Here is a 25073-nt window from a genome sequence, read left to right as displayed (position 1 = left end):
AGGGATTTGCCATAATCCTGAAATTTTTTTAGAAAGTTTCTGAGTTCCTAAAATTTTGAAAGGATCACACCAACACCTCGTACAACTCCTCCACGCTGTCAATCAAATAATCAGGGCCGGCTTTTTCAAGGTCTTCCTTTTTCCCAAAACCGTAGGTGAGCGCAATCGTTGATAAACCGTTTTCTATGCCACCTTCAATATCGAAAAGCGTGTCACCAATCATCACAATTTTTTTTGACGACTGCAGTTGACGCGATTCCAAGAGGTGAGAAACAATGGTGGCTTTGGTGGCATGTTCCCCTTTGTAATCGGCCCCTTTGAGCTGAACAATGTATTTGTTGAACCCGAAATGATCGCTGATTTGCAGGGCAAACTTTTCGAGTTTCGATGTGGCAATGTATAAGTGTTTTCCGGCAAAATGCAATTCTTCCAGCATTTCAAAAATGCCCGGATACGGATCGTTTTCCAGCAAACCGTGCACAGAGTAATACTCTCTGAAATACTCCACGGCCAGTTCCGTGTTGCGTTCATTCAGCCCAAACAGTTTTTTGAAACCCTGTTGTAGTGGCGGACCGATAAATTCATCGGGTACCACGCCGTTAAAACCATCCAGTTGTATTTTATCCAGTGCATATTTTATGGAACTGCCAATTCCGCGGGTGTTGTCGGTCAGCGTTCCATCGAGGTCGAAAATAATGTGGGAAAAGTATGGCATCTCAATAATTTTTTGACAAATATAACATATTATATACCGATTTTATTCGTCCTGAATAATTGGTGCATTTCTCATTTCAATACAGTATGTGTTTGAAAAATAATCATTTGAAAAAGGCCGTTTTGTATTTACATTTTGTATTTTTGAGAGAGTAATCAATTTGAAATTTTGACTTGATTTGTTTAATAAATAATGGCAATTATGAAAACAGTACAAATAGAATTAAATAAAAAACAATTCATAAAAATCATAAAAGAATTAGATGAAAATGATAGATTTCAATTATACAACGAACTAAAGAAATCACTGTTCCTCAAACGATTTAATAAACTTTTAAAATCTGCCAAAACTGATGATTTAACTTTTGGCGAAATAACCAGGGAGGTTGAATCAGTAAGAAAGGAAAGATTTGAAAATGGCAGACAAATCTATTAAAATAATTGTTGACAGTAACGTTTGGATATCTTTCCTGATTGGAGGAAGCCTACAGGGATTGCAAATTCATATTAATTCAAATTTGATTAGCATTGTAACTTGTGAAGAACAATTGCATGAACTTCGCGAAGTATTTAATAAACCCAAAATCAGAAAATATTTCAGCAAAGAACAAATTCTGGATTTTTTTGAATTACTTGATGAGGCCTCAGAAAAAGTGACACTACAGACTAAAGTAAAAATTTGCAGGGACAGTAAAGATGATTATCTGATTGCTTTAGCCATTGATTCTCAAGCTGATTATTTGCTTACTGGTGATTACGATTTGCTTGATCTGGTTAAGATACAAAATACGAATGTAGTTAAGTACAGTGAATTCAATAGTATTGTGAATTCTATTTGAACAACCTTTTCATTCAAAGTTGAACTCTTAACAGTTTCATTTCGTATTCTGTTGAGTAAAATTTTCATGAATGCAAAGATTTCTAACTGTTAGAACCAAGTCAACATTTTATAAATGCATAGCTGCAAACGGCAAATCCCGATCCTATATAGCTAAAAAATGTTATTGTAAAATCCGTTTTCCCTCAATTCCCTTATCTTTGTGCCCTTAATAAAAAAGAACCATTTTCAAGTAAAATATTTAAACATGGGTAATTTTAAACGTACACTGATAACCACTGCACTGCCTTATGCCAACGGCCCGATTCACATTGGCCACCTGGCAGGCGTTTATGTTCCGGCCGATATTTATGCCCGCTACCTGCGGCTGAAAAATGAAGATGTGCTGCTGATTGGCGGCTCGGACGAACATGGTGTACCCATTACTTTAAAAGCGAAAAACGAAGGCGTGACACCACAGGATGTGGTGGATAAATTTCATAAAATCATTAAAGAATCGTTTGAGAAATTCGGCATTTCGTTCGATGTGTATTCGCGCACCAGCGCGAAAGTGCATCATGAAACGGCTTCTGAATTTTTTAAAAAATTATACGACGGAGGCAAATTTGTTGAAAAAACGTCCGAGCAATATTACGACGAAGAAAACAAACAATTCCTGGCCGACCGGTACATCATCGGCACCTGCCCGAAATGTGGGTTTGAAAAAGCTTACGGCGACCAGTGCGAAAGCTGCGGCACTTCGCTGAGTCCGACTGAATTGATTAACCCCACTTCTATGATTAGCGGCAACAAGCCGGTGCTGAAAGAAACCAAACACTGGTACCTGCCACTCGACCAGTACGAACCGTGGCTGAAGGAATGGATCCTCGGGGAACACAAAGAGTGGAAACCCAATGTTTACGGGCAGTGCAAATCGTGGATCGACAGCGGGCTGCAGCCCCGTGCCGTTACCCGCGACCTGAAATGGGGGGTGCCTGTTCCGCTGAAAGAGGCCGATGGAAAAGTGCTGTACGTTTGGTTTGATGCACCCATTGGTTATATTTCGGCCACAAAAGAGCTCACCGACGACTGGGAAAAATACTGGAAAGACCCGGAAACACGGCTATTGCATTTCATCGGGAAAGACAATATTGTTTTTCACTGCATCATTTTCCCAAGCATGCTGAAAGCAGAGGGAACCTATAATTTGCCCGACAATGTGCCGGCCAACGAATTTCTAAACCTCGAAAACGATAAAATTTCCACCTCGCGTAACTGGGCGGTTTGGCTGCATGAATACTTAGAAGATTTCCCGGGGAAAGAGGATGTGCTGAAATACGTGCTTACCGCCAACGCCCCGGAAACCAAGGACAACGATTTTACCTGGAAAGATTTCCAGAACCGGAATAACAACGAGCTGGTGGCCATCCTCGGCAACTTTGTAAACCGCGCGCTGGTGCTCACCAATAAATATTTCAATGGTGAAGTGCCGGCAGCAGGCGAACTTTCGAATTACGACAAGGAGACACTTTTATCAATTTCTGCCATAAAAGCTGAGGTGGATAAAAGTCTCGGTAATTTCCGGATCCGTGAAGCGCTCAAATATGCCATGGATTTGGCTCGCCTCGGCAACAAGTACCTCGCCGACGAAGAACCCTGGAAAGTGTTCAAAACGGATCCAGAACGGGTAAAAACCGTTTTGAATGTTTGCCTGCAGATTTCGGCCAACCTCACCATCATCCTGGAACCGTTCCTTCCGTTTAGCATGGAGAAACTGCGCGGATTCCTCAATTTCGACAAAATGAACTGGGAAAAACTGGGCGCAACCGATTTGCTGCGACCCGGACACAAAACCAACAAGCCGGAATTGCTTTTCGAAAAAGTTGACGACAAGGTGATTGAGGCGCAGTTGCAAAAACTGCTCGATGCCCGCAAAGCCAACGAACTGGCTGAAGCAAAAGCCAAACCGGCAAAAGAGAGCATTGAATTCGACGATTTTGGGAAAATGGACATCCGCTCGGCCACGGTTCTGGAGGCAGAGAAAGTAGCGAAAACCAAAAAGCTACTGAAACTGAAAGTGGATACCGGAATTGATAAACGAACCATTGTTTCGGGAATAGCAGAGTTTTACAAACCCGAAGATTTGATTGGCAAACAGGTTTCCATTTTGGTGAACCTGGAACCCAAAAAGTTGCGTGGAATCATGTCGCAGGGAATGATTTTGTGCGCCGAAGATGCCGACGGTAAACTGTCGATTGTTTCGCCTGACCAGAAAGTGAAAAACGGTTCGGAAATCAAGTAATCTCGCTGACGGAATATTTTTCACCGGAAAGATGCAATGGTTTTCGAGAGCAATTCAATTACATTTTTCACATTGTGGTTGAATACTTTCAGCACCGCTTCCCAGGTAACCGGCTCTTCATCGGTTTTCCAGCAATCATAATCTGTACTGAGGGCAACGGACGCATAAGGAATTTCCAGTTCGTTGGCCAGGATGCACTCCGGGGCAATGGACATGTTTATCACATCGGCTTCCCACATCCGGAACATGTTCGATTCGGCACGTGTTGAAAACCGCGGCCCTTCAATGGTAATTACTGTTCCGCGCGGGTGGAAGTTCAATTTTAAATCATCAGCATTTTTAATAAGTTTATCGCGCAGCAGTTGGTTAAACGGTTCGGCCATGGCCGCGTGCTGAAGATTTCCGTTTTCAAATGTATCGTGAAATGTGATCTCGCGGTGCCGCGTAAAATCGATAAATTGGTCGAGGATTACCAAATCACCTCGTTGGATCTCTTCGCGCAGGCTGCCACATGCAGTGGTTGTTAAAATGTGGGTGCAGCCCAGTTTACGAATTGCCCAGATGTTGGCCCGGTTGTTTACCTGCGATGGCGGAATGGAATGATCGCGCCCGTGGCGTGAAAGCAGCACAACGTCAACACCTTCAATCTTTCCGGTTTTAAAAGAAGAAGAGGGTTTTCCGTAGGGCGTTTCAACTTCAGTTTTGCCCGGATTTTTCAAAATGCCCGGATCTTCTAATCCCGATCCGCCTATAATTGCAATTTTATTCATAGCTGTATTTTTTCAGGAAACAGTTTTAAAATGCTTTTTTTGTTTGCTTTACAAACTCCACGTTCTGTAATAAGCCCCGTTACCAACCGGGCTGGTGTAACATCGAAACCGTAATTGGCTACCGGGCTGTTTTCAGGAATTAACCGCACCCGCCGGATTTTTGTTCCTGTCCAGCCTTCAATTTCGGCTACTTCCTCAGTCCCGCGTTCTTCTACCGGAATTTCAGCCAGTCCGTTTTCCATTTTCCAGTCGAAAGTGGAAGAGGGCAGGGCGGCGTAAAATGGAATTCCGTTGTCGCGGGCTGCCAGCGCCTTCAAATAGGTGCCTATTTTATTGGCCACATCGCCGGTAACGGTTGTGCGGTCGCTGCCAACCAGCACCAAATCCACTTTGCCGTGTTGCATCAAATGGCCGCCGGTATTGTCGGCAATCACGGTATGCTGCACACCTTCTTCTCCCAGCTCATACGCGGTAAGCCGGGCACCCTGGTTGCGCGGACGGGTTTCATCCACCCACACATGCACCGGAATTCCTTTGCGGTGGGCTTTGTAAATGGGTGCGGTGGCAGTTCCCCAGTCGATGCAGGCCAGCCAGCCGGCATTGCAGTGCGTCAGGATATTTACAGTATCTTGCTTTTTGGCGTAAATTTCTTCGATAATTTGCAGCCCGTACTCGCCAATTTTTTCGCTGTAATGAATCTCTTTTTCTTTAAATGAATGGACTTTCTCAAGCGTTTCCTGTATGAGTTGCGGATTTTCTTTTTCCTTCAGAATGAATTCCAGCATTTCGTCAATGGCAAATGCCAGGTTAACCGCAGTGGGCCGCGAGGATTTCAGGTAATCTGCTGTTTTTTGAAGGTGTTCTTCCAGGTTTTTCTGTTTCGTGTTTAACAACGCAAGGTACATGCCGAAGGCAGCTGTAATGCCAATTAACGGTGCCCCGCGCACCACCATTTCTTTAATGGCAAAGTAGGTGTCGTCAACAGTTCTCAGGTTAAATACCTCAAACTGAAATGGAATTTTACGCTGATCGATTACCTGCACGGTTTGTGGGTCATCTTTTTTCAGCCAGATAGTATGGTAATGTTTGCCTTTTATTTTCATTCATATAAAATCTATATCTTCGAAGGCTAAAATAAATAAAATGCCAATTGATTTAGCTGCTGTAAAAAATATCATTTTTGATTTGGGCAATGTTTTGCTGAATCTCGATTTTAATGCATCCATTGAAGCTTTCCGGAAACTGGGACTGGCAGATGAAGTGGTGGACAGCGGGCAGGCTTACTCCGACCCGGTTTTTTATGAACTGGAAACGGGACAAGTTTCAGCGGAAGGTTTCCGGGAAAGAATACGTGAGATACTGAATAATCCGGAAATCCCGGATGAACAGATTGACGATGCTTGGTGTGCCATGGTTCTCGACATCCCGGCCGAAAGGGTGGAGGTGGTAAAAAAACTACGGGAGAAATTCAATATTTATCTGTTCAGTAATACCAACGAGATTCACATTAACCGGCTTCATGCGGAGTTTAAAAACGATCATGGTATCGATTTCCCTTCGCTGTTTGTGAATGATTTTTATTCGCATGAAATAGGTGAACGGAAACCCGATTTGAGTGCTTATCAGAAGGTTATCCGTCTTTCGGGAGTGCAGCCGGAAGAAACCCTTTTTGTTGATGATTTGGAGAATAATATTGATGCAGCCCACGAGGCAGGCCTGAAAACATTCTGGCTAAAAAAGGGGATGGAAATGACAAAAGTATTCAACGGGTCACTTTAAAATCCGAATATTTTTCAGCCGGATATCTTCCACGGGCCTCCATTGCCGGTCGGTTTCCACTTTTTCAATTTCATCTACCACATCCATTCCCGAAATCACTTCGCCAAAGATGGTGTACGAACCGTCGAGATGAGGCGCTCCGCCAACTGTTTTGTAGGCCCGGCGCTGCTCGGACGAAAAAGTGTAATCGTTTTCTTCCTCGATTCCATCCAGTTCTTTATCGAAATATTTTCGGCCCGAAACAATATAAAACTGTGATCCGTCGGCCCGGCGGCGCCGGTTTTTTGTGTCGGGTTTTCGTGGTGAGCCAATCATCCCGCGTTTATGAAACAACCCCGGAACAATGTGTGCCGGCAATGTGTAGCCCGGTCCTTTGTAACCCACAATGTCGCCTTTTTCGGCATAACGTGTATCGGCAGCCCCGGTTTGGATGCCAAAATTGGTAATTACGCGGTGAATCAGCAGGCTGTCGTAATAATTTTCTTTTACCAGCCGGATGAAATTGTCGCGGTATTGCGGGGTTTCGTTAAACAGGCGAATGGTAATGTCGCCCATATCGGTTTCCAGGATCAGTCCTTTAATTTTTTTGTTTTCGGCGGCCACTTCCTCATTGGTAAACGAACGCAGCGATTCAAGCGTTTGAGGTTCGCTGTTTTTATTGCTGAGCAATTGCGCGATAAATGTGGAAGGAATGGCGAAACTTTGCGTTTGGTAATTGGCTACATCGGAAAATGCAATGCCAATGGTTTTTTTGTTCGATACAAAAACGGGCGTGCCAAAAGTGGCTTTTCGGATTCGGTTGGTAATGCGGTAGAGCCGGCTTCCTTTAACATTTGTCTGGTTCAATAATTTGCCGGTAAAAATCTGTATTGTTTTTCCCGGAGATTCAGCGATGTAAGATGTTTTGGCGGAGTTTGGCGCTGTGCCGTCGAAGAGTTCGATGGGTTTCCGTTTCAGGTTGTCAATCTGAAGGATGATTAAATCGTTGATCCGGTCAACTGCCACGTATTTGGTGGTTTTAAATTTTTCATCGGTGTCGAACGGGGAAATCAGCACATTGTTGGAAGCGTTTACTAAAGAATACTTGGTAACCACCAGGTGTTCAGCAATAAAAAATCCCTGCCCCGATTCCAGAATCCGGTTGTCATCGTACGAATCGATGGTGACAATGGAAGGCATAATATCTTCCCAGCCGGTTTCCTGATTTTGGGCCGTTTTTTCTTTTGCTTCAGGTTCGGTTTCAATATCCTTTTTCTGTGCGTTGTTGCCACACGATAAAGCCAGTGCTGAAAGCAAAAAGAAAATGATAATATGTTTTAATTTATTCATTCAGAATGGAAACTTTAATTTTTACATCGGTAAAAGGCCGGTGGTTTTCATCGGTTTTAAGTGCCGCAATTTTGTCGATGGTTTTGAACCCTGAAATGCATTCGCCGAAAACGGTGTATTTCCCGTCCAAATCGGGATAGCCGCCAATGGTTGTATAGGCTTCGCGCTGAGCATCCGAAAATTCCAGGGTTCCGGTTTGCAGGTTGTATTCTGTTTCAATTTGCTGTTTTACCCTGTCGGCAATTTCCCGGAATTCATCCACCATTTTTTCTTCCCGCAACATTTGTAGTTCGTTTCTTACATCGTCTGTCAGGTATTTTGCTACAATTTTTTTTCGGATAGGGCGGTTCACAGCCATTTCCATCGTGTCAAGTTCGCCTTCAGAATGGACCCTTCCTTTCACAATATAAAACTGCGAAATATCGGACTGCTGCCAGGGATTTACTTCATCGGGCTGGCGGGGTGCGCAAAGGGCACCTTTTTTATGAAAGTGGTGCGGCAGAATTTCATCGTCAACTGTTTTATCCGGGTCGCCGTAGCCGATTCGTTTGCCCGGTGCCGCATTTTTCGAACTTTTTGAGCCTCCCTGAATCAGAAAATTCTGAATGACACGGTAGAACAGTGTTTCGTTGTAGTAGCCCTCTTTCGCCAGTTCAATAAAAGCATCGCGGTGTTTGGGCGTGTCGTCGTACAACCGGAATTTCATATTTCCCATGTTGGTCGAAACCTGAACAACCGTGGACTGCGAAAAACCTGCGTTGGCTGCCAAAAGGAAAGTTATTAATATTGTGAAAAATCTGACCATATTTTATTTCATCAACTCAATTTCCATTTTAATATTTTTCAGCGGGCGGTTGTTTTTGTCGGTTTCCATAGCGGCAATTTTATCCACCACTTCCATTCCTTCCACTACTTCTCCAAAGACTGTGTAATCGCCATCGAGCGATGGATAACCGCCAATGGTAGTATAAATATCGCGTTGCTCGTCGGTGAGTTCAAATTTTAAGCCCTGTGCTTCTATCAGGCTGTCAACTTCCTCCCTTACCTGAGCTACTTTTATTTCAAAGCCTTCGCGGTCGTTGTTTTGTTGAAATTCATTGAGTTCGTTTTCAATGGATTGCAATTGTTGCTGTAATAGTTCCTTTTTCAGGCGCGAATTTTTCATCATTTCCAGTGTATCGAGTTTTCCGTGCGTGAAAATTTCGCCCTGTATAATGTAGAATTGTGTGGCACTCGATCGTTTCTCCGGATTGGAAGGACCACCCCGGCGGGCCGCTGCCAGCGCTCCTCGTTTGTGGTAATATTCCGGTACAAATTCTGCCGGAACAGTGTAATCGAGCGAACCACCTCCCAGCATTTTTCCCGGCTCAGCATTTTTCGACTCGGGATCGCCTCCCTGGATCATAAAATTTTCGATAACCCGGTGAAACAGGAGATCGTCGTAAAATCCTTCTTCCACGAGCTTTACAAAATTCTTTTTGTGTTCTGCTGTTTTTTCGTAGAGTTTCACTTTTATATCGCCAAATTCAGTTTGTATTACTGCCAGTGTTTCATCATCGTTTTGGGTTGCATTGGAGCAGGACCCCAGCAAAGTTATTAATGCTGCTGAAATAAATAATACCCGTTTCTTCATTCTTCTGAATTTTGTATAAATTGACCTTTATAATTAAAAAATCGCTGTAAAGATAAAAAGTTGTAAAAAATGACGTTAATGCTTTCGCGTAAAGTAGTTATTTTGTTGCTTAAAGAAATTTAAAAATGGACCACTTGCGTGTAAACCCGAAAGTTCGTCTGGAAGCAGTTAACTTGTCGATGGCTCCGGTTATATTTGAAACAATAGATCGGGACCGCGATTTTTTAATACAATGGCTCCCATTTGTTGAATACACCCAAAAATTATCTGACACTGAAAATTTTATAAATAGCCTTGTAACCCAACCCGGGAAAAAACGGGATAAGGTTTTTGCCATTTGGTATAAGAACGAATTTGCAGGGCTTATAGGTTTTAAAGACACCGATTGGGTGAACCGCAAAACCGAATTGGGTTACTGGTTGGCCCAAAATATGCAAGGAAAAGGTATTATAACCTCAAGCGTTGAAAAACTGATTGGTTATGCGTTTAAAAAATTAAAGATGAACCGCATTCAAATAAAGGTGGCAAAAGGCAACTCCAAAAGTTCGGCTATCCCGATAAAACTCGGATTTCAATACGAGGGCACAGAGCGGGCAGGAGAGTTACATCGCAATAAAATTTTTGATTTGGAAGTGTACAGTTTGCTGAAATCCGACCGGAAACACCATATATAACTTTTGTTCATTCATCTGATCATTAATTACTTATTCGTTAATTACAGGTTAATTTGTGTTAATAGTAATTTGTGTTCTAATGTTTATTCATATATTTGACCCGTAAATTCGTTTGTTCGGTTTTTCAACAATTGAATAACTGAAACAGAGGTAATGATTTTAGGAAAATGGAAGCTATGGAAGACAAGAAAATCAGAAGAAACCTATACCGTGTGCTTCGTAAAACAGGAGTTCAAAAAAGTGATATACAGCCGACTGCGTTCTATCAGCGCGATTTGAGATTCGATTCAGTTGACTGGAAAATATTCACTTTTTACCTCGAAGGGATTTTTAATATCTCAATACGCGACGAAGAACTGGTAAGGCAGAGTAGTGTAAATGACACATTGCGATATTTAAAAAATACAGCTTAGTATTTTTTGGGTGATTATTGAATTATAGTTTAAAAGGGATCAAAATTTTTGATCCCTTTTTATTTGAACATATTGCAACAGAATTTGTAACTTTCAACATTAATCAATAAAAAATTTATATTATGGAATCAATTGACGCACTTTGGCAAAAGTTTTATGATGCAATAGTGACTTTTGGTCCCCGTTTGATAGGCGCTCTGCTTACGCTTATTATCGGTTGGTGGATAATCAACATTATCCTGAATGTTCTCCGGAAAAAATTTGAGAAAAGTAACATGGAACCCTCGTTGCGGGGTTTTCTGAACAGCATGATAGGCATTCTGTTGAAAATCATGCTGCTGATTAGTGTTGTGGGAATGCTTGGAGTTGCAATGACTTCTTTTATCGCGGTACTTGGTGCTGCCGGCCTTGCCATTGGCATGGCACTTTCAGGAACTTTGCAAAATTTTGCAGGAGGTGTAATGCTGCTGCTTTTTAAACCCTTTAAAGCCGGCGACTATATAACAGCGCAGGGACATTCAGGTACAGTTAACGAAATCCAGATTTTCAACACGATATTAAAAACGCCTGATAATGTTACCATCATAATTCCTAATGGTGGGCTTGCAACCAACTCAATGGTAAATTATTCCACTGAACAACGCCGCCGGGTAGATTTTCTTTTTGGAATTGGTTATGGCGACGATGTGGACAAAGCCAAAGCTGTGTTGAGAAAATTAATTGACGATGACAAACGAATTTTGCAGGATCCTGAACCATTTATTGCCGTTAAGGAACTTGGCGACAGCTCGGTAAATATTGTGGTTCGTGCCTGGGCCGAAGCTTCAGATTACTGGGCAATTTTCTTCGACATGCATGAAAAAGTATATAAAACATTCGACAAGGAAGGTATCAACATTCCGTTCCCGCAAATGGATGTACACATGCAGAAATAGAATTTCAGGGTAAGAATACTGAAATTCTTTTCAGGCTAAATGATTCTAAAAAGTGGTATTGTCTTTTGGGCAATGCCATTTTTTTGTGAAATGACAGCTTTTCAATAGTTTTCTTTTTGAAAATTATTTCTTGCTGAAAACAAGGAACTATAAATATATATTCCGGCAATTTTTAATTTTGTACCCGGAATGAAAATCGGAAAGCTTATACTGGAAGGAACCCCACTGTTTTTGGCACCCATGGAAGACGTGACTTACAAGTCCTTCCGCTGGATGTGTAAAAAATACGGCGCCGATGTGATGTACACCGAGTTTGTGTCGTCAGAGGCGCTGGTTCGCGACGTGAAAAAGTCGAAACAAAAAATGGTTTTGTTCGATTTCGACCGCCCGGTAGCCATTCAGATTTACGGGCACAACATTGATTCTATGGTACGTGCGGCACAGGTTGCCGAAGAGCTGCAGCCCGATTTTATAGACATCAACTTCGGTTGCCCCATGAAAAAAATAATTCGTCACGGTGCCGGGGCGGCCATGCTGCGCGACCTGCCTAAGATGCAGCAAATGGCTGCTGAAATTGTTAAGGCGGTGAAAGTTCCGGTAACCGCCAAAACCCGGTTGGGCTGGGACAAAAACGACAAACCTATTGTGGAAGCTGCACTGCGCCTTCAGGATGCCGGCATTGCCGCACTGGCCATTCACGGACGTACCCGCGAGCAATTGTACACCGGCGTGGCCGACTGGACGCTGATTGGCGAAGTGAAAAACCACCCGCAAATTCAAATCCCAATCATTGGGAATGGCGATATTACCGGTGGCGAAAAGGCCAAAAATCTGTTGGAGCAAACCGGTGTGGATGCGCTGATGATTGGCCGCCCGGCAATTGGCCGCCCCTGGATTTTCCGGGAAGTGAAACACTACCTGCAAACCGGCGAAACACTTCCCTCGCCAACTGTTGCCGAAGTGGTGGAAAATGTAAAGGAACAAATGCAGCTCAACCTCGAATGGAAAGACAACGAGCGATCGGCTATTCTGATGATGCGTCGTCATTTTGCCAAATATTTTCCGGGATTGCCCAACTTTCGCGAACTGAAAATCAAACTTCTGCGTGCTGAAACCAATACCGAAGTCACCGGAATTTTGGATGAGATTGTGGAAAGGTATGGCAGTGTGCGACCGGTTTATGAGGAATAATTTCCCGGAATATTTTCTTGAAGAGGATTTTTGCCACAGATTACACGAATTTTCACAGATAATATTCCTGCTAATTCATTGCACCACCAGCTTTTTCGACGGGCTCCTTTTATCTCCGTATTTCAGAAAATAGTGGTAAACACTGTTTTGGTAATCTAAAACTAATGGAGAAGTGTTGGCAATTCTCGACAGCATTATTATGGAACGTTATGGAAGTACCCGGTCCGATTTTTCCAATGGCGGGTTGAAATATTAAAACGCTGCTATTTTCGGACACAGCAAAAACAATGGATTGAATTTACAGGTTAATTACTGAATAATCCTGAAGCTAATTTTACAGGTGGTAGCCGAGTTGGCATTAATATTGTTTTACAGAAACCATAAGTCATAACTTTAAATTTAAAAGCCATGAAAACAATTACAGGAATTTTTTTAATGTTTGCACTTGCATTTTTGACCAGTTGCATTGGTGAAGAAGGACCTCCCGGACCTCCGGGGGAAGACGGAGAATCTTTTTTAGGTTCCGTTTTTGAAATTGAAGGCGATTTTACTTCGCAAAACGATTACTCGTTGTACTTTGAATTCCCTTCAAGTATAACAGTTTACGAAAGCGATGTGGTGCTGGTTTACATTCTTTGGGAACAGGCAGAAGACAACAACGGCGAATGGCTGGATGTTTGGCGCCTGCTGCCACAAACGGTTGTTTTGTATGATGATAATACAGGAAATAACGAGGTATTACAATACAATTACGACCATACATTTGCCGATGTGCAGGTTTTTCTGGAAGGAACCATTGATTTTAACACGCTGCTGCCTGCGGAAGCCCAGGATCAGATTTTCAGGATTGTTGTGCTGCCGGCCGATTTTGTGGCCCAAAAGAACCTGGATGTAAGCGATTACAATATGATGATGAAATCGCTTGAAGTAAAACCTGAAATGATACAAAAATTAGAAACGGTAAAACCGGTAAATGCACCGGTTAACCGCCAATAAGAAATTTGTGTTGGAGAAATGTTCAGTTGTTGCAGGAAGTTATTCCCTGATGTTGGGATAAGCCGCATTCCAGGCGCCAAAACCACCCTGCAACGACTGAACATTTTCGTACCCAAGCTGCATTAACGCTTTTGCCGACAATGCTCCGCGGCCACCTGTACTGCAATAAACGAAAATACGGTCATCTTTTTGAGGTGGATTTTTCCCTGTGTTCTCCCAAATTCCGGGCATGTCAATTTTGAATTCAAGCACACCCCGTGGAATATTCACAGCACCGGGAATTGCACCTGATTTGTGTTCGCCGGCTGTGCGAACATCAATGATAAAAATATCAGCTTGAGTGTAGGTATTTTTGAAATCTTCAACCGTTATTTCGGTGATAACTTCTTTGGCGGCAGCTAACATTTGTTCACTGCTTTCGTAAACTTTCAGGTTTCTATTTTGCTGACCAGTTGCCTGGCAGGATGTGAAAACAAAAACCACCAACAAGGCCGCCATTAATTTGCTAAAACTATTTTTTTGATTCATTTTATTATTGTATTTGATTAATAATCAATACAACCAAAATCAGTGAAAAATGTTTTGGTTTTTGAAATATCCTCAATCCAGCAGGGTAATGAAATAAAAAATCCGGTAGCTTGTTTGCCCCGGATTATTATTAAAGTTTCTGACAGGTTGATAAATCATTTTTCGGAAAAATCTTTACCTACTTTTTTTAGTCCGTCGAGGTCGTCCACATTAAAATCGCCGTAAAATGAAATCACAAACCGGTTGCCTTCCGGGTCTTCGTTTTTGATAAACACATGGCATTCCGAATACTTCTTTCCCCTGCCACGCAGCCAGATTTCTGCATCGGAATCGTCGTCTTCCGGATCTTCGTATTTTTTATAAGAGGATGGCAGGAGCGCTATGGCTTTTTCAAGAAATTCGGGACCGCTCAATTCGCCTTTTTCGGGATTGTACGAGAGGAATCGAATTTCATGCAGATCGCCTGAAACATGTTGGTTTTCATCATTCAAATCGATGTCAACCGCATCAATCATATTTTTATTGAATGAAAAATTGGTTACACCTTCTTTTCCTGAAAAGGTATCGTAGATTTTGTCTGACTTGCTTTGTGCCGACAGCAGCAGGGATGCCAGTAAAAAGCCGATGATAAATATTACTTTCGTGATGAAATCCATGAGATTGAATTTTTTAAGGATTACAATTCTTCAGTATTTTCGGGTAATTCTTTCCTGTCTTCTGTGCTTTCTGACAACTCTTTCATGGTGAGTCCTTCGGGTTTCATTTCCCAGGTTTTTCCTACCATGTCGCCATCCCAAGTATTCGATACATTTTCGATATCGTAGATAATTTCTATCATTTCCTCACTCAGGTGGATGGCTTTTCCTTCAGGAACTTTAATGGTAATCTGCACTTCCTGATCGCGCCACTTGCCGTCTTCTTCAAGCAAAAACCATGGATCGAAAAGTAGTGTGGAATCGTTAACCTGGTAATTATAGATGATGTCTGAGGCGTATTCCCTGGCTTCGCCGCGGGTTCGTCCACGTGAGGATTTTTTTACAGACACTACAAAGGAGTCGCCACCTGATTTTTCAACATCTAATTTTGGTTTGCCCAGGATTACTTCATCACCGTTTACAACTACTGCTTTCAGGTTGTTCAAATCCCAATCGAGTTCGGCGTAGTTTTCGTATTTGTCTTCCGCCATGTCGAGCGTATATGTTTGGCAGCTGTCACACGGAAGCGTATTGCTGATTACTGCGGAGCCCTGGTCTTTAAAGTTCCCTAACTGGCTGGCTGAAACTACAACCAGGGAAACCAGTGCGATGAGCCACACACCAACCATTGATAAACCGATTGCAGTATTGTTTGATTTGTAGCGGAAAACCAGCTTGGACCCGATGTAGAGCATGGCCAGCAGCGGGATACCGGCGAGCAGGCCAACCGCAATCATTCCGAAGGTTACGGTTCCGGGTTCAACAAAATAGTTGAAGAAGTCGGGGAAATGAATTTCCGGTCCCCAGACCAGCGGCCATCCCTGAACAAATGATTGTCCGATGGCAAGTGAAGAAATCATACCAAGCAATCCGAAGAAACCGGACAAAATTAATATGACACCAATTATGACAACGGCCACTTTCAATATTAATTTAAAAACATTGTATGTTACGTCGCCGGCGCCTTCCATTGATTTTTTGCCCTTGGCGTAGGTGTCCGAATTTTTAAATTTGTGATAGCTTTTTTTTACTTCGTTTACTTCTTCGCGAATCGATTTTTCAATATTTTTCACTGTGGCTTCCTCGCCGCGCATTTCGAGCCGTTGGGCAGTGGTGCGGGCTTTGGGCACTGCAATCCACAGCACTATGTAGGCCAGCAGTGCTGCACCGGTTGTGACAAAAAACAGCACCACAAAAATAATTCGCAAAATAACCGGGTCCATGTTGAAATAAGCACCCAGTCCGCCAGAAACTCCGCCCAACACACGGCGTTCGGGGTCGCGGTAAAGTCTTCTTTTGCGTTTGGGTGAGGTTACATAAACTTCTTCCTCTTCGCCTTCTTCTTCAGCAAAATCTTCGGGAGTGCCCATGGTTTCTATTACCTGGTTTACCCAATCGATGGTCACCACTTTTTTTTCATCATCCGATTTTTCTGTAAAAATTTCAGCAATTCGTGCTTCAATATCCGATAATATTTCTTTGCCTTCTTCATTGGCACCAAAATGGTTTTTCAGGTTAACAAGGTATTTTTGCAGAATTTCGTAGGCATCTTCTTCAATATGAAAAACTGTACCGCTTATATTGATAGTGAATGTCTTTTTCATTTCGTTTTCTGTTTAAGCTTTGTTTGTTTTAATTTTTTCAACTGCCTTTACCAACTCCGACCATGAACCTTCGAGCTCGGTAAGAAATTTTCGTCCGGTGTCGGTCAACTCATAATATTTACGCGGGGGCCCCTGGGTTGATTCCTCCCAGCGGTAGGCCAGCAACCCGGCATTTTTTAAGCGCGTAAGCAACGGGTAAAGGGTGCCTTCCACCACAATCATTTTAGCTTCCTTGAGCGCCTTAATGATGTCGCTGGCATAAAGTGGCTTGCCATCCAGTACCAGCAGGATGCAGTACTCCAGTACCCCTTTCCGCATTTGCGCCTTTGTGTTTTCTAGTTTCATTTTATTTTCTCCCTCTCTCTAAATGGTTTGTATTTATCCGTGTTTATCCTCACTTTTCCGTGTTGCCTTATTGAACTCCCCGCAACCTTCAGCAGTCACTCAGCATTCAGCTATCAGTTTCTTAATTGTTGTCACCGGCTTCAAAACCCGTATCGTCAAGCATCCAGTTTTCAAGTGCAAGCGGAACTTCTGTTTCGTTTTGCAAAGGTAAGCTGAAGGTTTCAAAAAGCTTGCTGTTTGTCATCCAGTTTTCCACCTCCAAAGCCGGGTCATTTGCTTCTTCGAGGTAGAAGAAATTCAGCTTTGCCCCTGGGGCATGGTTCGTGGCAGAAATTTTTCCGTTTGTTTCAATCATGGCAATTGCAATTTCGTTAAAGCTGCTGTTTGTAATTAATTTTTTCCAGAATTCCTGGGCGCTAACGGTGTAGCTCACCAGCACGAAACTAATAATGACAGCAACTGAGCGTAAAACTGCTCTCTGAACATTGTTTTCCCGGGGGGACTTGTGCCCCCTCCGGGATGTTGAATTTGTTTTCATGGCTTTGTTCGTTTTCATGGCTTTCTGTTTTTCTGTTTTCTGTTTTTCTGACTTTAAGACGTTGCTTTTTACTAATCGTTACAAAATGAATAGAACTTTTTTTAAAAAACTACTTTTAATTACATTGTTATTGGCTATACAAATATATATAAAAATATAAGTACCATGCAACACATAGTACCATATTTTTTAAATTATTTTTTCGAACAATATTTAAAACAGTAGTAATGAGTGGGTTTGTTGTTTGTTAATATTAGGGAAAAAATGAATTTTTTTTGGAAATTGGATAATTTTTGGATTCAAAGCAATTTTTCTGGTTGATAATTTTGTTCAGGATAATTGCGTGATAAATGGATTTTTAACAGAAGCCGCTTATCTTTGCCAGTGAATTAAACGATTTTTCTAGGTATAATTAACAACACTTTCAGCAAATAAATGGGGATAATCATTAAACAAAGTATTAAAGGCAGCATCTGGTCGTATTTGGGTGTAGGTGTTGGGTTTGTGACTACGGCTTACCTTTTTCCTAATTATTTGACCCCGGAGGTTGTTGGTTTGTTTGGATTGCTGGTTTCCTGGTCAACACTAATGGGACGATTGTCGTTATTGGGATTACCAGGTGTTACTAACCGTTTATTTTCATATTTCAGAGACTCAGAAAACGGACATAATGGTTTTTTACGTATTGCTTTGCTTTTCCATATTGTTGGTCTGATTCTTTTTCTTAGTGCTTTTGTGCTTTTAAAACCTCATCTGGTTGAAACAAATATAGAGGATTCCCCTTTATTTGTTGAATACCTTTACTTGCTGGTTCCACTAACCATTGCCACGATGGTTTTCACCTTTCTCGATGCATTTAATAAAATGCTTTATGATGCAGTTTTTGGCACCTTTTTGCAGGAATTTTTTCAACGGGTTTTGGTATTTGGAGTTACTCTGTTGTTTGTTTTTAAGCTCATCAGCCTCGAACAATTAATTATTAGTTATGCTGTGGCAATTTCACTAAAAGCACTGATAATAACTTTTTTTCTGCTCAGAAAAAAGGAAATAAAGATGAAGCCACCCACCCGGCGCGTTGGGAAAAGTATGCAAAAGGAAATTGTTAATGTTGCTTTGTTTTCGTTAATAACTGGTTTGGGGTCAATGATTGTATTCAATATTGATAAAATTATAATCAACCAGATGCTCGATTTGACAAACACCGGAGTTTATACAATTGCATTTTATTTTGGTTCACTGGTTGTAATGCCTTCAAGAACATTGTTGAGAATTTCAGGAGCACTCATTGCCGATGCATGGAGGAAAGATGACATAAAAACTATTGAGGAAATTTATTACAAAAGCTGTTTGAACCAATTAATTATTGGTGGTTTTTTGTTTTTAGGAATCTGGGCCAATATTGACAATATCCTGATCATACTTGGTGATGATTATTCGGGAGCCAAATGGGTAATATTTTTTATTGGGTTGGGGTATTTGTTTGATATGAGTACCGGGTCGAATGGCCAAATTATAGCTTTCTCTAAATATTACCGTGTTAATTTGGTTTTTATTTCATTACTTATTGCTTTGGTAATTACTTTAATGTATTTACTGATACCCATTTGGGGCATTTCAGGAGCAGCTGTCGCAATCGCCTCATCGTTAATGTTAAATAATTTGATGCGTTATATTTTTCTGTTCTGGAAATATAAAATGCAGCCATTTAACTGGAAGTTTTCGGCAATTATTGGGTTCAATGTTTTGGTATATTTTGTATTGCAATTAATTCCGGAATTTCCATTAATAATCGATTTATTTGTGCGGGGCGGGTTGATAGTGTTATTAACATTGGTTTTTATATTATTTTTCCCGGTTTCAGAAGATATTACAAAAATTCTTAATTCACTGAAAAAGTTAGTGGATAAAAATTGAAACATTTCATGATTAAGCTGAATCCTTTTTTGAGAAGAGTTTTTAAAACTTATGGTGAACCTGCACCAAAAGAATATAATATGCCACTATTTGTTACTGGTTGCATGCGAAGTGGTACAACTTTGTTGGTTGATAAATTATCAACTCACCCCCAACTTCTCAAGATTGGAGTTGAACTAAATGATGTATGGACTAAAATAGGTGGTGCAAGTATAAAGGGGCATTGCGATTATAAAAATGCAACTGATGCCAGTGGATATTATACGTATCAGATGACAAATTATTTTTCGGATTTTATCCATGAAAGTAAAACATTAAAAAGGCATCTAATGCGTGCCAATTCAAGATTAAATTACAAAACAGGTAGGGTTTTTTATGACTGGCCGAACATCATTCCGGTAAATAAATCACCTCATCTGATGAATAAAATAGGCTATGTTAGAAGTTTATTTCCACAATCGAAATTTATTATAATTATTCGCGATATATATGGGCATTCGGCAAGTATGAAGCACCATTTTTTAAAATTGCATAGAACAAAGTCATTACTTTACTATGTGCCAAATGAAAAACACGCTTGTTGGAGCAATACCTCAAATAAAAATACTATTACCGGGGTGAAATATTATCCTGAAAATTTTGAGCTTATCCCTGAAATGTGGTTCAAATTAAATATTCTTGCATTAGAAACTGTAAAAACTTTAGCCGAAGAACAAGTTTTAATTGTTTCTTACGAAAATCTGGTCAATGACCAGGAGAATACCATTAAGCGCATATTCCAATTCCTCAAATTGGATGAAAAACATGAACATCATATTGAAAAAATTGCAAAAAGCAAGGTGAATATTATAAACGCCACAACTAAAGGTGAACCTCTGGAAAAGTGGAAGAAGCAATTGACAACAGAAGAAAAGGAGAGTGTTAAAAGAACGATATCAAAAAATAAGGAATATTATAAAATAATAAGTGAAGCAATTTCTATTTAGAATGATTGAAATAACTACTTATCTGTCTAAAATCTATTTATTCATTTTTTGTTTAAAGTACATTCAGCATATAAATTTTCCTGGAATTTTTCATCGGAATATTTCCCTGAAAGTTTTTTTAGTTGTTGAAAATTATTGATGGCTAGGTTTTGTGTTAACGAGGCATTATTATTTTGTAAGTCATTTTGAAAATTTTTAATGCTAAATACCCTAAAACCTTCCTTTTTAAGCCAATGCAACATTAAATTTTTTTCGTTTAAATATACTTTTACTCCTTTCTTGAAAGCCGTAAAAATATTCCCCATTGCCATTTGACGATGGCTGTTGACTACTAAAGCACTTGTCCTTTCATATAGACTATTGAATTCATCTAAAGACATAAAATCTTCAATCAAATGAAAATAGTTTTTCCCTCTGGTTAGTTTTCTTATTTTTTTTGTATAGTATTTTTCCAATCCATAATTAAAAAGCAGTGTGAAATTAAATTGTTGGCGGTTGGGCTGCTGTTCAATTAATTTTATGATATCTATATGGTTGTTATACATGGCCATACTATTTCCTATTAGAATAAGAGGAGAAGGTTCATTAATTTTTAATTTAAAATTAATGGAGCTTGGATTCAGATCGAGTGAGGGAAATGAAAGCTGTATAAATTTTGGTAATCTTCTCCAGTTATTTACTAATAGGTGGTATTCTGCTTCACTTAGTCCGAGAAAAAAGTTGATACGGTTTAGTGCTTTTGTAAACTGTGTTATATTTTTCTTTTCCCAAAATTTTTCAAGAATAAGTTTAACACCCAATGTTCTTTGAGTTGTTTTGCTTAAATATTTAAGTCTTTGGCGATCATATAATTCATGACCAAAAAAACGCCAGGCAATTTTAATGTGATTGGGCAGGCTTAATGCAATTTTTATTTTCACCTGATCCAAATCATATAAAACAACCAACTCTGCTTTTTGGCAGATGCCGATAACTTTTTCAATATCTTTTTTAGAACCGTTAAGTTGAATAATTTTTTTTCCGGGCTTGTATTCTTTTCTTTCTTTAGAAAAAATAACTATCGTGTTTTCAAAAAGATTTCCCTCAAATCTATCTGAGTTTCCCATAAAAGTGTGCCCAGTGTAAATATGAATTGTTTTTATGGCTTGTGTCATAGCATCTGCTTAAAATTTATTGAAATTTGAAACGAATTGAGTTGTATTTGAATCTTAAACTAACTTCACAGGCAATAAGTCTTTTATTCCAATGGTTCCGGCTTTTGCACGCAGTAGTTTTTTTTCAACTCTGGCTCCCGTCAGCATTTGTACGATTGCTTTAGGGAAATTGACACCAGCAAGATGCGCAAAGGGGTATTGTCCTCCAAAACGGCAATTCATTTCCAGAATATAAACCTGATTGTTTTTGTAGAAACAATCCACATCGAGGTTTCCTATGTGTTTTGTTTTTTTTGAAAGTTTTTTTCCTAACTCAACCAGTTCTGTATTATTGATTATTTCGGCTGCATCAGTTTCTCCCGCACGCATAGCCAATTTCTTTTTAGGGATACAGGCGAGAAGGTTTCCTTTTAAATCATTGAATACATCCAATCCAAATTCATCTCCCGGTAACTTTTCCTGGATAATTACATTTTCAGTTGGGGCATTTTGTGATTCGTATTTTAGGTAACTTTTAGCAATTTTTTCCTGTGTTTTTTTGAAAAAAAGCTGTAGCTCTTTGTTACTTTCGGCCTGAAAGATTCCAATTGAGCCCATACCCCAGCGAGGTTTAATAATTAACGGATATTTTACTGCCTTGTTTTTAACTGAAGTTAGTGTATCTTCAATTGTCAGAAATGAGGCAGGAGCTTGAAATTCATTCTCAATAAGAAAATTATAAGTTAGCCACTTATCGTTGCATATTTGAGTTAATTCTAAATCACTGACAATTACAGTAATTCCTTTTTCTGCGAATTTTATTTTATTCCTGGCTAATATGGGTAAATCGATATCAAATAAAGAAATTACAGCTGTAATATTATTTTCCAAACAATAATCGAGTAGAAAATCAATATAGTTACTGTCATAAATCAAAGGGGTTAATACTGATTTATCAGCTATTTTCATCGAATAGGTTTCCACACTGTTTGCCGCATGAACCCTTCCCATACCAGACAAAGCTTCTTTGAAATAATTGACCATGTAAGTTCTCCGGCCAACGGATGTAAGCAGAATATTCATCGTTTTACAAATCTTTTGATGCCATTAAATTAAGAAGTCCGCCGGTGTGCCAAAAAATTACATTGGCTCCGGGAGCAATTTTTCCATTTTGTGCATAAATTTTAAGAGCATGGAAAGCTTTACCGGTATATGTGGGATCTAAGACAAGCGCTTCGTGTTGGACTACCCATTTAATGGTATTTAATAATTCCGGGAAGGTTGCTTCATATCTTCCACCGGTCCAGCGATCATCAAATTGAATATCAGCAGGCATTACAATAGGATTACCCAAATGATTATTAAGTTTCTTCATACTGTCCAGTATTACTTCCTTTCCTCGCTTTTCCTCCCGGGCTACTGAGATACCAATTACCTGGCAATCAGGTAAAAATTCACGGATGCCAATTTCAATCCCGGCCTGTGTGGTACCGGTTCCACTTGCAACAAACAGATAATCAGGTTTAACTTCCTTTAACTGGGCTTTAAGTTCTTTAGCTGCATCGTAATAGGCCAGTGTACCCTCTACACAATGGCCGCCGCCCCATATATAAAATGGGTTATAGCCTTCATTGCTTAAATCAGCCATTGCCTTGTCCATTGCTTCTTTAACTCCAGCTTTTTGTACAAACCTTAATTCTGCCCCGGTTAATTTTACGATTTTCAAATTGCCCTCATACTTTTCCGGTTCATCGTCATGTATTATACAGATCAATTTCCATCCCAATTTCGCCGCAAAAAGAGCAGTTGAACGTAAATGATTTGACTGATTGCCTCCGGCGGTAACTATTGCATTGAATTTCTTTTGTATGTCTTCATTAAGAATATAATTCAGTTTTCTTGCTTTGCTTCCGCCGCCGGGGAATGGATAAAAGTCATCGTGTTTTACCCAAATATTAATTCCAAGGATTTTACTGATATTATAAATAAAGTTTATTGGTGTTCCATTCATGGTCAATTATTTTGTTATTGGCAAATACATGTGGTACCTTGTTTCTCCATTAAGTGAACTGGAAAATTTTTCTTTTACTTCAAACCCCAAACTATCGTAAAAATTAAATAGTTTTAAATTATTTGCTCTCATTTCCAACAAAATGCCGGCGGAATTATGCGTAGTGCAAAATTCTATCAATTTGTAAATCATTGATTTTCCGATTCCTGTTCCCTGGAGATTTCTATCAGTGGCTATTAAAGTAAGATATGTAGTTTTTGGGACAGGATTAAAATAAAAAGCTGTAAAACCTACAATTTTTCTTTTGTTCTTTGCTAAAATAAAAGTTGCATTAGACGATAATTTCCTGGCGTATTCGACTATATTTTTTCTATCACTAATTTTTGGGATAAAGTAATCATCGTAGTGGGTTAGAATTTCTGCAATTTTATCTTCATTAAAAGGTTTATCCGAAATTTGAAAATCAATCATAGCTTTTAATGCAATTCATAATTTTATTTATAGTTGTTAACGCCAACTCGGGATAAATTGGCAAACAAATTACCTCTGCGGCAATTTTCTCTGCAACAGGCAGATTACTTGGCTTGGCTGAAGACAACCCGCGGTATGTTGGAAATTGACTGATAAGCGGGTAGAAATAGCGGCGTCCGTAAATATTATTACGTTTTAGTTCTTCGTAAAGCTCATCTCTGGATTTTCCATATTCAGAAGCATTTACCAGGATTGGAAAATACGCGTAATTATGGTGTACTTCCTGAATGTCGTCGAGGAAGTGAATCCCCGGAATGCCTTCCAGTTGTTTACGGTACGTATCAGCCACAGTTTTACGTCTTGCAATGTATTCATCCACATACTTAAGCTGCAATAATCCGTATGCTGCTTGTATTTCGTTCATTTTTGCATTAATACCCGGTTCTATCACCGTGGTTTCTCCTGCAAATCCAAAATTTTTCAGGTAATCAATACGTTTTTTTGTTTTCTTATCCGGGCAAATTATAGCGCCTCCTTCAATCGTATTGAAAACTTTGGTTGCATGAAAGCTCAATATGGAAAGATCGCCAAAACTTACAAGAGATTTATCTTTAACTTTCACTCCGAATGTGTGAGCTGAATCATAAATTAGTTTCAGGCCGTAAATGTCGGCAATTTCCTGAAGTCGTTCAAGTTTACAAGGATTTCCATAAACATGAACCGGCATAATGGCAGTAGTTTGCGGTGTAATGGCTGCTTCCGCTTTTTCGGGGTCGAGCGTAAATGTTTCAGGTTCGATATCCACAAATACAGGCTGAATTTTGTTCCACCATAATGAGTGGGTAGTGGCTGCAAAACTAAAAGGAGTTGTAATTACCTCCCCGGTAATGCGTAAAGCTTGAAGGGCAGTCATCAGCGCCAAAGTGCCGTTGGCAAAAAGTGAAATGTGTTTTACCCCGAGGTAGTCAGCAAGCGCTTGTTCAAACTGTTGATGAAACGGACCGTTATTTGTGAGTATTTTGCTGTCCCATATTTGTTCCAGATACCCTGTAAATTCTTCCAAGGGAGGTAACGCGGGTTGAGTTACAAAGATTGGGTTATTATTTTTTTCCATTCCTGATGCTTACAAATTTTTCAAAGGTAATTTTTACATCCCATTTTTTAAGGGATTTCTGCAATATTTTTAACAGGTGAAATTTTCAATACTTCGTTAAAAATGTGGATAACTATTTGAAAATGAGCAAAATAAACCATCGGAATATTTGATTAAACCCCTGATAATCAGTATCTTAATG

At 40.1% G+C, this 25073-nt stretch carries 27 protein-coding genes; 11 read left to right on the top strand and 16 right to left on the bottom strand.

All coding sequences use genetic code 11. The features are described 5' to 3' along the window. Positions 1 to 64: 64 nt before the first annotated feature. The gene (locus BUC07_RS16070; protein WP_073171855.1) at positions 65 to 715 is read right to left on the bottom strand and encodes an HAD hydrolase-like protein; all 651 of its coding nucleotides are present in this window, start codon (positions 713 to 715) and stop codon (positions 65 to 67) included. 201 nt (positions 716 to 916) lie between these two features. Here BUC07_RS16070 and vap15 point away from each other — a divergent pair, with 201 nt between their 5' ends. The 3 genes from vap15 (at position 917) to metG (ending at position 3833) form a co-directional block, all read left to right on the top strand. Next, a complete protein-coding gene (gene vap15 / locus BUC07_RS16065) occupies positions 917 to 1150 on the top strand; it encodes a type II toxin-antitoxin system VapB15 family antitoxin (RefSeq protein WP_073171954.1) in 234 nt (77 codons plus the stop codon). Next, complete coding sequence (locus tag BUC07_RS16060) at positions 1131 to 1553, top strand: putative toxin-antitoxin system toxin component, PIN family (protein ID WP_073171852.1); 423 nt, start codon at positions 1131 to 1133, stop codon at positions 1551 to 1553. The genes vap15 and BUC07_RS16060 overlap by 20 nt, the downstream gene beginning before the upstream one ends. A 201-nt stretch (positions 1554 to 1754) precedes the next feature. Next, a complete protein-coding gene (metG, locus tag BUC07_RS16055) occupies positions 1755 to 3833 on the top strand; it encodes a methionine--tRNA ligase (protein ID WP_262509503.1) in 2079 nt (692 codons plus the stop codon). 20 nt (positions 3834 to 3853) lie between these two features. Here metG and mtnP read toward each other — a convergent pair whose 3' ends face one another. Beyond that, the gene (gene mtnP, locus BUC07_RS16050; protein WP_073171845.1) at positions 3854 to 4603 is read right to left on the bottom strand and encodes an S-methyl-5'-thioadenosine phosphorylase; all 750 of its coding nucleotides are present in this window, start codon (positions 4601 to 4603) and stop codon (positions 3854 to 3856) included. Further along, positions 4600 to 5706: an S-methyl-5-thioribose-1-phosphate isomerase gene (gene mtnA / locus BUC07_RS16045; RefSeq protein WP_073171843.1), complete on the bottom strand. Its 1107-nt coding sequence runs from the start codon at positions 5704 to 5706 to the stop codon at positions 4600 to 4602. Before mtnA ends, mtnP begins: the two co-directional genes overlap by 4 nt. A gap of 40 nt (positions 5707 to 5746) precedes the next feature. On the opposite strand from mtnA, the gene BUC07_RS16040 reads away from it, so the two are divergent. Next, a complete protein-coding gene (locus tag BUC07_RS16040; protein WP_073171947.1) occupies positions 5747 to 6382 on the top strand; it encodes an HAD family hydrolase in 636 nt (211 codons plus the stop codon). On the opposite strand, the gene BUC07_RS20585 is transcribed toward BUC07_RS16040, so the two are convergent. The 3 genes from BUC07_RS20585 to BUC07_RS16025 are packed head-to-tail and all read right to left on the bottom strand — an operon-like array spanning position 6374 to position 9344. Beyond that, positions 6374 to 7711, bottom strand: coding sequence for a peptidylprolyl isomerase (locus BUC07_RS20585; RefSeq protein WP_217652719.1), 1338 nt, complete (start codon positions 7709 to 7711; stop codon positions 6374 to 6376). The two genes, BUC07_RS16040 and BUC07_RS20585, sit on opposite strands and share 9 nt — an antisense overlap. Beyond that, the gene (locus BUC07_RS16030; protein ID WP_073171840.1) at positions 7704 to 8516 is read right to left on the bottom strand and encodes a peptidylprolyl isomerase; all 813 of its coding nucleotides are present in this window, start codon (positions 8514 to 8516) and stop codon (positions 7704 to 7706) included. The genes BUC07_RS20585 and BUC07_RS16030 overlap by 8 nt, the downstream gene beginning before the upstream one ends. Positions 8517 to 8519: 3 nt before the next feature. Beyond that, positions 8520 to 9344 (bottom strand): peptidylprolyl isomerase, encoded by an 825-nt coding sequence (locus tag BUC07_RS16025; protein WP_073171837.1) that lies wholly within the window; start codon positions 9342 to 9344, stop codon positions 8520 to 8522. Between the two features lie 125 nt (positions 9345 to 9469). Between BUC07_RS16025 and BUC07_RS16020 the strand changes: the two genes are divergently transcribed. From BUC07_RS16020 to BUC07_RS16000, 5 genes are all read left to right on the top strand, one after another. Continuing rightward, positions 9470 to 10018 carry a GNAT family N-acetyltransferase gene (locus tag BUC07_RS16020; protein WP_073171835.1) on the top strand — a complete coding sequence of 183 codons (549 nt, stop codon included), beginning with the start codon at positions 9470 to 9472 and terminating at the stop codon, positions 10016 to 10018. A gap of 176 nt (positions 10019 to 10194) precedes the next feature. Next, a complete protein-coding gene (locus tag BUC07_RS16015; RefSeq protein ID WP_073171945.1) occupies positions 10195 to 10431 on the top strand; it encodes an acyl carrier protein in 237 nt (78 codons plus the stop codon). 122 nt (positions 10432 to 10553) lie between these two features. Then, positions 10554 to 11366 carry a mechanosensitive ion channel family protein gene (locus BUC07_RS16010; RefSeq protein ID WP_073171832.1) on the top strand — a complete coding sequence of 271 codons (813 nt, stop codon included), beginning with the start codon at positions 10554 to 10556 and terminating at the stop codon, positions 11364 to 11366. A gap of 189 nt (positions 11367 to 11555) precedes the next feature. After that, complete coding sequence (dusB, locus tag BUC07_RS16005; RefSeq protein WP_073171830.1) at positions 11556 to 12557, top strand: tRNA dihydrouridine synthase DusB; 1002 nt, start codon at positions 11556 to 11558, stop codon at positions 12555 to 12557. 408 nt (positions 12558 to 12965) lie between these two features. Continuing rightward, positions 12966 to 13553 carry a hypothetical protein gene (locus tag BUC07_RS16000; protein WP_073171827.1) on the top strand — a complete coding sequence of 196 codons (588 nt, stop codon included), beginning with the start codon at positions 12966 to 12968 and terminating at the stop codon, positions 13551 to 13553. A 39-nt stretch (positions 13554 to 13592) separates the two neighbouring features. Here BUC07_RS16000 and BUC07_RS15995 read toward each other — a convergent pair whose 3' ends face one another. From BUC07_RS15995 to BUC07_RS15975, 5 genes are all read right to left on the bottom strand, one after another. Continuing rightward, complete coding sequence (locus BUC07_RS15995) at positions 13593 to 14081, bottom strand: rhodanese-like domain-containing protein (RefSeq protein WP_217652718.1); 489 nt, start codon at positions 14079 to 14081, stop codon at positions 13593 to 13595. A 155-nt stretch (positions 14082 to 14236) separates the two neighbouring features. After that, positions 14237 to 14737 carry a DUF4252 domain-containing protein gene (locus BUC07_RS15990; RefSeq protein WP_073171824.1) on the bottom strand — a complete coding sequence of 167 codons (501 nt, stop codon included), beginning with the start codon at positions 14735 to 14737 and terminating at the stop codon, positions 14237 to 14239. Between the two features lie 20 nt (positions 14738 to 14757). Next, the gene (locus tag BUC07_RS15985; RefSeq protein WP_073171822.1) at positions 14758 to 16380 is read right to left on the bottom strand and encodes a PspC domain-containing protein; all 1623 of its coding nucleotides are present in this window, start codon (positions 16378 to 16380) and stop codon (positions 14758 to 14760) included. A 12-nt stretch (positions 16381 to 16392) separates the two neighbouring features. Then, positions 16393 to 16725 (bottom strand): PadR family transcriptional regulator, encoded by a 333-nt coding sequence (locus tag BUC07_RS15980; RefSeq protein ID WP_073171819.1) that lies wholly within the window; start codon positions 16723 to 16725, stop codon positions 16393 to 16395. Positions 16726 to 16846: 121 nt separating this feature from the next. Further along, complete coding sequence (locus BUC07_RS15975) at positions 16847 to 17281, bottom strand: hypothetical protein (RefSeq protein ID WP_073171816.1); 435 nt, start codon at positions 17279 to 17281, stop codon at positions 16847 to 16849. A 417-nt stretch (positions 17282 to 17698) separates the two neighbouring features. Between BUC07_RS15975 and BUC07_RS15970 the strand changes: the two genes are divergently transcribed. Further along, on the top strand, positions 17699 to 19177 hold the full coding sequence (locus BUC07_RS15970) for a lipopolysaccharide biosynthesis protein (protein WP_073171814.1): 1479 nt from the start codon (positions 17699 to 17701) through the stop codon (positions 19175 to 19177). Positions 19178 to 19185: 8 nt separating this feature from the next. Beyond that, positions 19186 to 20163 (top strand): sulfotransferase family protein, encoded by a 978-nt coding sequence (locus BUC07_RS15965; RefSeq protein ID WP_073171811.1) that lies wholly within the window; start codon positions 19186 to 19188, stop codon positions 20161 to 20163. Positions 20164 to 20204: 41 nt separating this feature from the next. Here the strand turns inward: BUC07_RS15965 and BUC07_RS15960 are convergent, their stop codons facing one another. Genes BUC07_RS15960 through BUC07_RS15940 form a run of 5 tightly spaced genes read right to left on the bottom strand, consistent with a single transcriptional unit; the run spans position 20205 to position 24892 of the window. Continuing rightward, on the bottom strand, positions 20205 to 21317 hold the full coding sequence (locus tag BUC07_RS15960; protein ID WP_073171808.1) for a hypothetical protein: 1113 nt from the start codon (positions 21315 to 21317) through the stop codon (positions 20205 to 20207). A 54-nt stretch (positions 21318 to 21371) separates the two neighbouring features. Next, positions 21372 to 22379, bottom strand: a complete 1008-nt coding sequence (locus BUC07_RS15955; RefSeq protein ID WP_073171805.1) for an ATP-grasp domain-containing protein — start codon at positions 22377 to 22379, stop codon at positions 21372 to 21374. A gap of 4 nt (positions 22380 to 22383) precedes the next feature. Beyond that, positions 22384 to 23307, bottom strand: coding sequence for a 1-aminocyclopropane-1-carboxylate deaminase/D-cysteine desulfhydrase (locus BUC07_RS15950; protein ID WP_073171802.1), 924 nt, complete (start codon positions 23305 to 23307; stop codon positions 22384 to 22386). 6 nt (positions 23308 to 23313) lie between these two features. Next, the gene (locus BUC07_RS15945; protein ID WP_073171798.1) at positions 23314 to 23778 is read right to left on the bottom strand and encodes a GNAT family N-acetyltransferase; all 465 of its coding nucleotides are present in this window, start codon (positions 23776 to 23778) and stop codon (positions 23314 to 23316) included. Continuing rightward, complete coding sequence (locus BUC07_RS15940) at positions 23771 to 24892, bottom strand: DegT/DnrJ/EryC1/StrS family aminotransferase (protein ID WP_073171795.1); 1122 nt, start codon at positions 24890 to 24892, stop codon at positions 23771 to 23773. The genes BUC07_RS15945 and BUC07_RS15940 overlap by 8 nt, the downstream gene beginning before the upstream one ends. Positions 24893 to 25073: the final 181 nt, after the last annotated feature.

The organism is Tangfeifania diversioriginum (genome assembly GCF_900141875.1).
Taxonomy (GTDB): Bacteria; Bacteroidota; Bacteroidia; order Bacteroidales; family Prolixibacteraceae; genus Tangfeifania; species Tangfeifania diversioriginum.
Note: the sequence above shows the minus strand (reverse complement) of the source record. Positions and strands in the feature narration are given on the sequence as shown.

Bases quoted from the DNA above. Each gene is read 5' to 3' on its own strand.
- vap15 (WP_073171954.1), top strand. From the start codon at position 917: ATGAAAACAGTACAAATAGAATTAAATAAAAAACAATTCATAAAAATC.
- BUC07_RS20585 (WP_217652719.1), bottom strand. From the start codon at position 7,711: ATGAATAAATTAAAACATATTATCATTTTCTTTTTGCTTTCAGCACTG.
- dusB (WP_073171830.1), top strand. From the start codon at position 11,556: ATGAAAATCGGAAAGCTTATACTGGAAGGAACCCCACTGTTTTTGGCA.
- BUC07_RS15955 (WP_073171805.1), bottom strand. From the start codon at position 22,379: ATGAATATTCTGCTTACATCCGTTGGCCGGAGAACTTACATGGTCAAT.
- BUC07_RS15945 (WP_073171798.1), bottom strand. From the start codon at position 23,778: ATGATTGATTTTCAAATTTCGGATAAACCTTTTAATGAAGATAAAATT.
- BUC07_RS16015 (WP_073171945.1), top strand. From the start codon at position 10,195: ATGGAAGACAAGAAAATCAGAAGAAACCTATACCGTGTGCTTCGTAAA.
- BUC07_RS15940 (WP_073171795.1), bottom strand. From the start codon at position 24,892: ATGGAAAAAAATAATAACCCAATCTTTGTAACTCAACCCGCGTTACCT.
- BUC07_RS16020 (WP_073171835.1), top strand. From the start codon at position 9,470: ATGGACCACTTGCGTGTAAACCCGAAAGTTCGTCTGGAAGCAGTTAAC.
- BUC07_RS16070 (WP_073171855.1), bottom strand. From the start codon at position 715: ATGCCATACTTTTCCCACATTATTTTCGACCTCGATGGAACGCTGACC.
- BUC07_RS15985 (WP_073171822.1), bottom strand. From the start codon at position 16,380: ATGAAAAAGACATTCACTATCAATATAAGCGGTACAGTTTTTCATATT.
- BUC07_RS15950 (WP_073171802.1), bottom strand. From the start codon at position 23,307: ATGAATGGAACACCAATAAACTTTATTTATAATATCAGTAAAATCCTT.
- mtnP (WP_073171845.1), bottom strand. From the start codon at position 4,603: ATGAATAAAATTGCAATTATAGGCGGATCGGGATTAGAAGATCCGGGC.
- BUC07_RS15960 (WP_073171808.1), bottom strand. From the start codon at position 21,317: ATGACACAAGCCATAAAAACAATTCATATTTACACTGGGCACACTTTT.
- BUC07_RS15990 (WP_073171824.1), bottom strand. From the start codon at position 14,737: ATGGATTTCATCACGAAAGTAATATTTATCATCGGCTTTTTACTGGCA.
- BUC07_RS15970 (WP_073171814.1), top strand. From the start codon at position 17,699: ATGGGGATAATCATTAAACAAAGTATTAAAGGCAGCATCTGGTCGTAT.
- BUC07_RS16000 (WP_073171827.1), top strand. From the start codon at position 12,966: ATGAAAACAATTACAGGAATTTTTTTAATGTTTGCACTTGCATTTTTG.
- mtnA (WP_073171843.1), bottom strand. From the start codon at position 5,706: ATGAAAATAAAAGGCAAACATTACCATACTATCTGGCTGAAAAAAGAT.
- BUC07_RS16040 (WP_073171947.1), top strand. From the start codon at position 5,747: ATGCCAATTGATTTAGCTGCTGTAAAAAATATCATTTTTGATTTGGGC.
- BUC07_RS15980 (WP_073171819.1), bottom strand. From the start codon at position 16,725: ATGAAACTAGAAAACACAAAGGCGCAAATGCGGAAAGGGGTACTGGAG.
- BUC07_RS15995 (WP_217652718.1), bottom strand. From the start codon at position 14,081: ATGAATCAAAAAAATAGTTTTAGCAAATTAATGGCGGCCTTGTTGGTG.
- BUC07_RS16060 (WP_073171852.1), top strand. From the start codon at position 1,131: ATGGCAGACAAATCTATTAAAATAATTGTTGACAGTAACGTTTGGATA.
- BUC07_RS15965 (WP_073171811.1), top strand. From the start codon at position 19,186: ATGATTAAGCTGAATCCTTTTTTGAGAAGAGTTTTTAAAACTTATGGT.
- BUC07_RS16010 (WP_073171832.1), top strand. From the start codon at position 10,554: ATGGAATCAATTGACGCACTTTGGCAAAAGTTTTATGATGCAATAGTG.
- BUC07_RS16025 (WP_073171837.1), bottom strand. From the start codon at position 9,344: ATGAAGAAACGGGTATTATTTATTTCAGCAGCATTAATAACTTTGCTG.
- BUC07_RS15975 (WP_073171816.1), bottom strand. From the start codon at position 17,281: ATGAAAACGAACAAAGCCATGAAAACAAATTCAACATCCCGGAGGGGG.
- BUC07_RS16030 (WP_073171840.1), bottom strand. From the start codon at position 8,516: ATGGTCAGATTTTTCACAATATTAATAACTTTCCTTTTGGCAGCCAAC.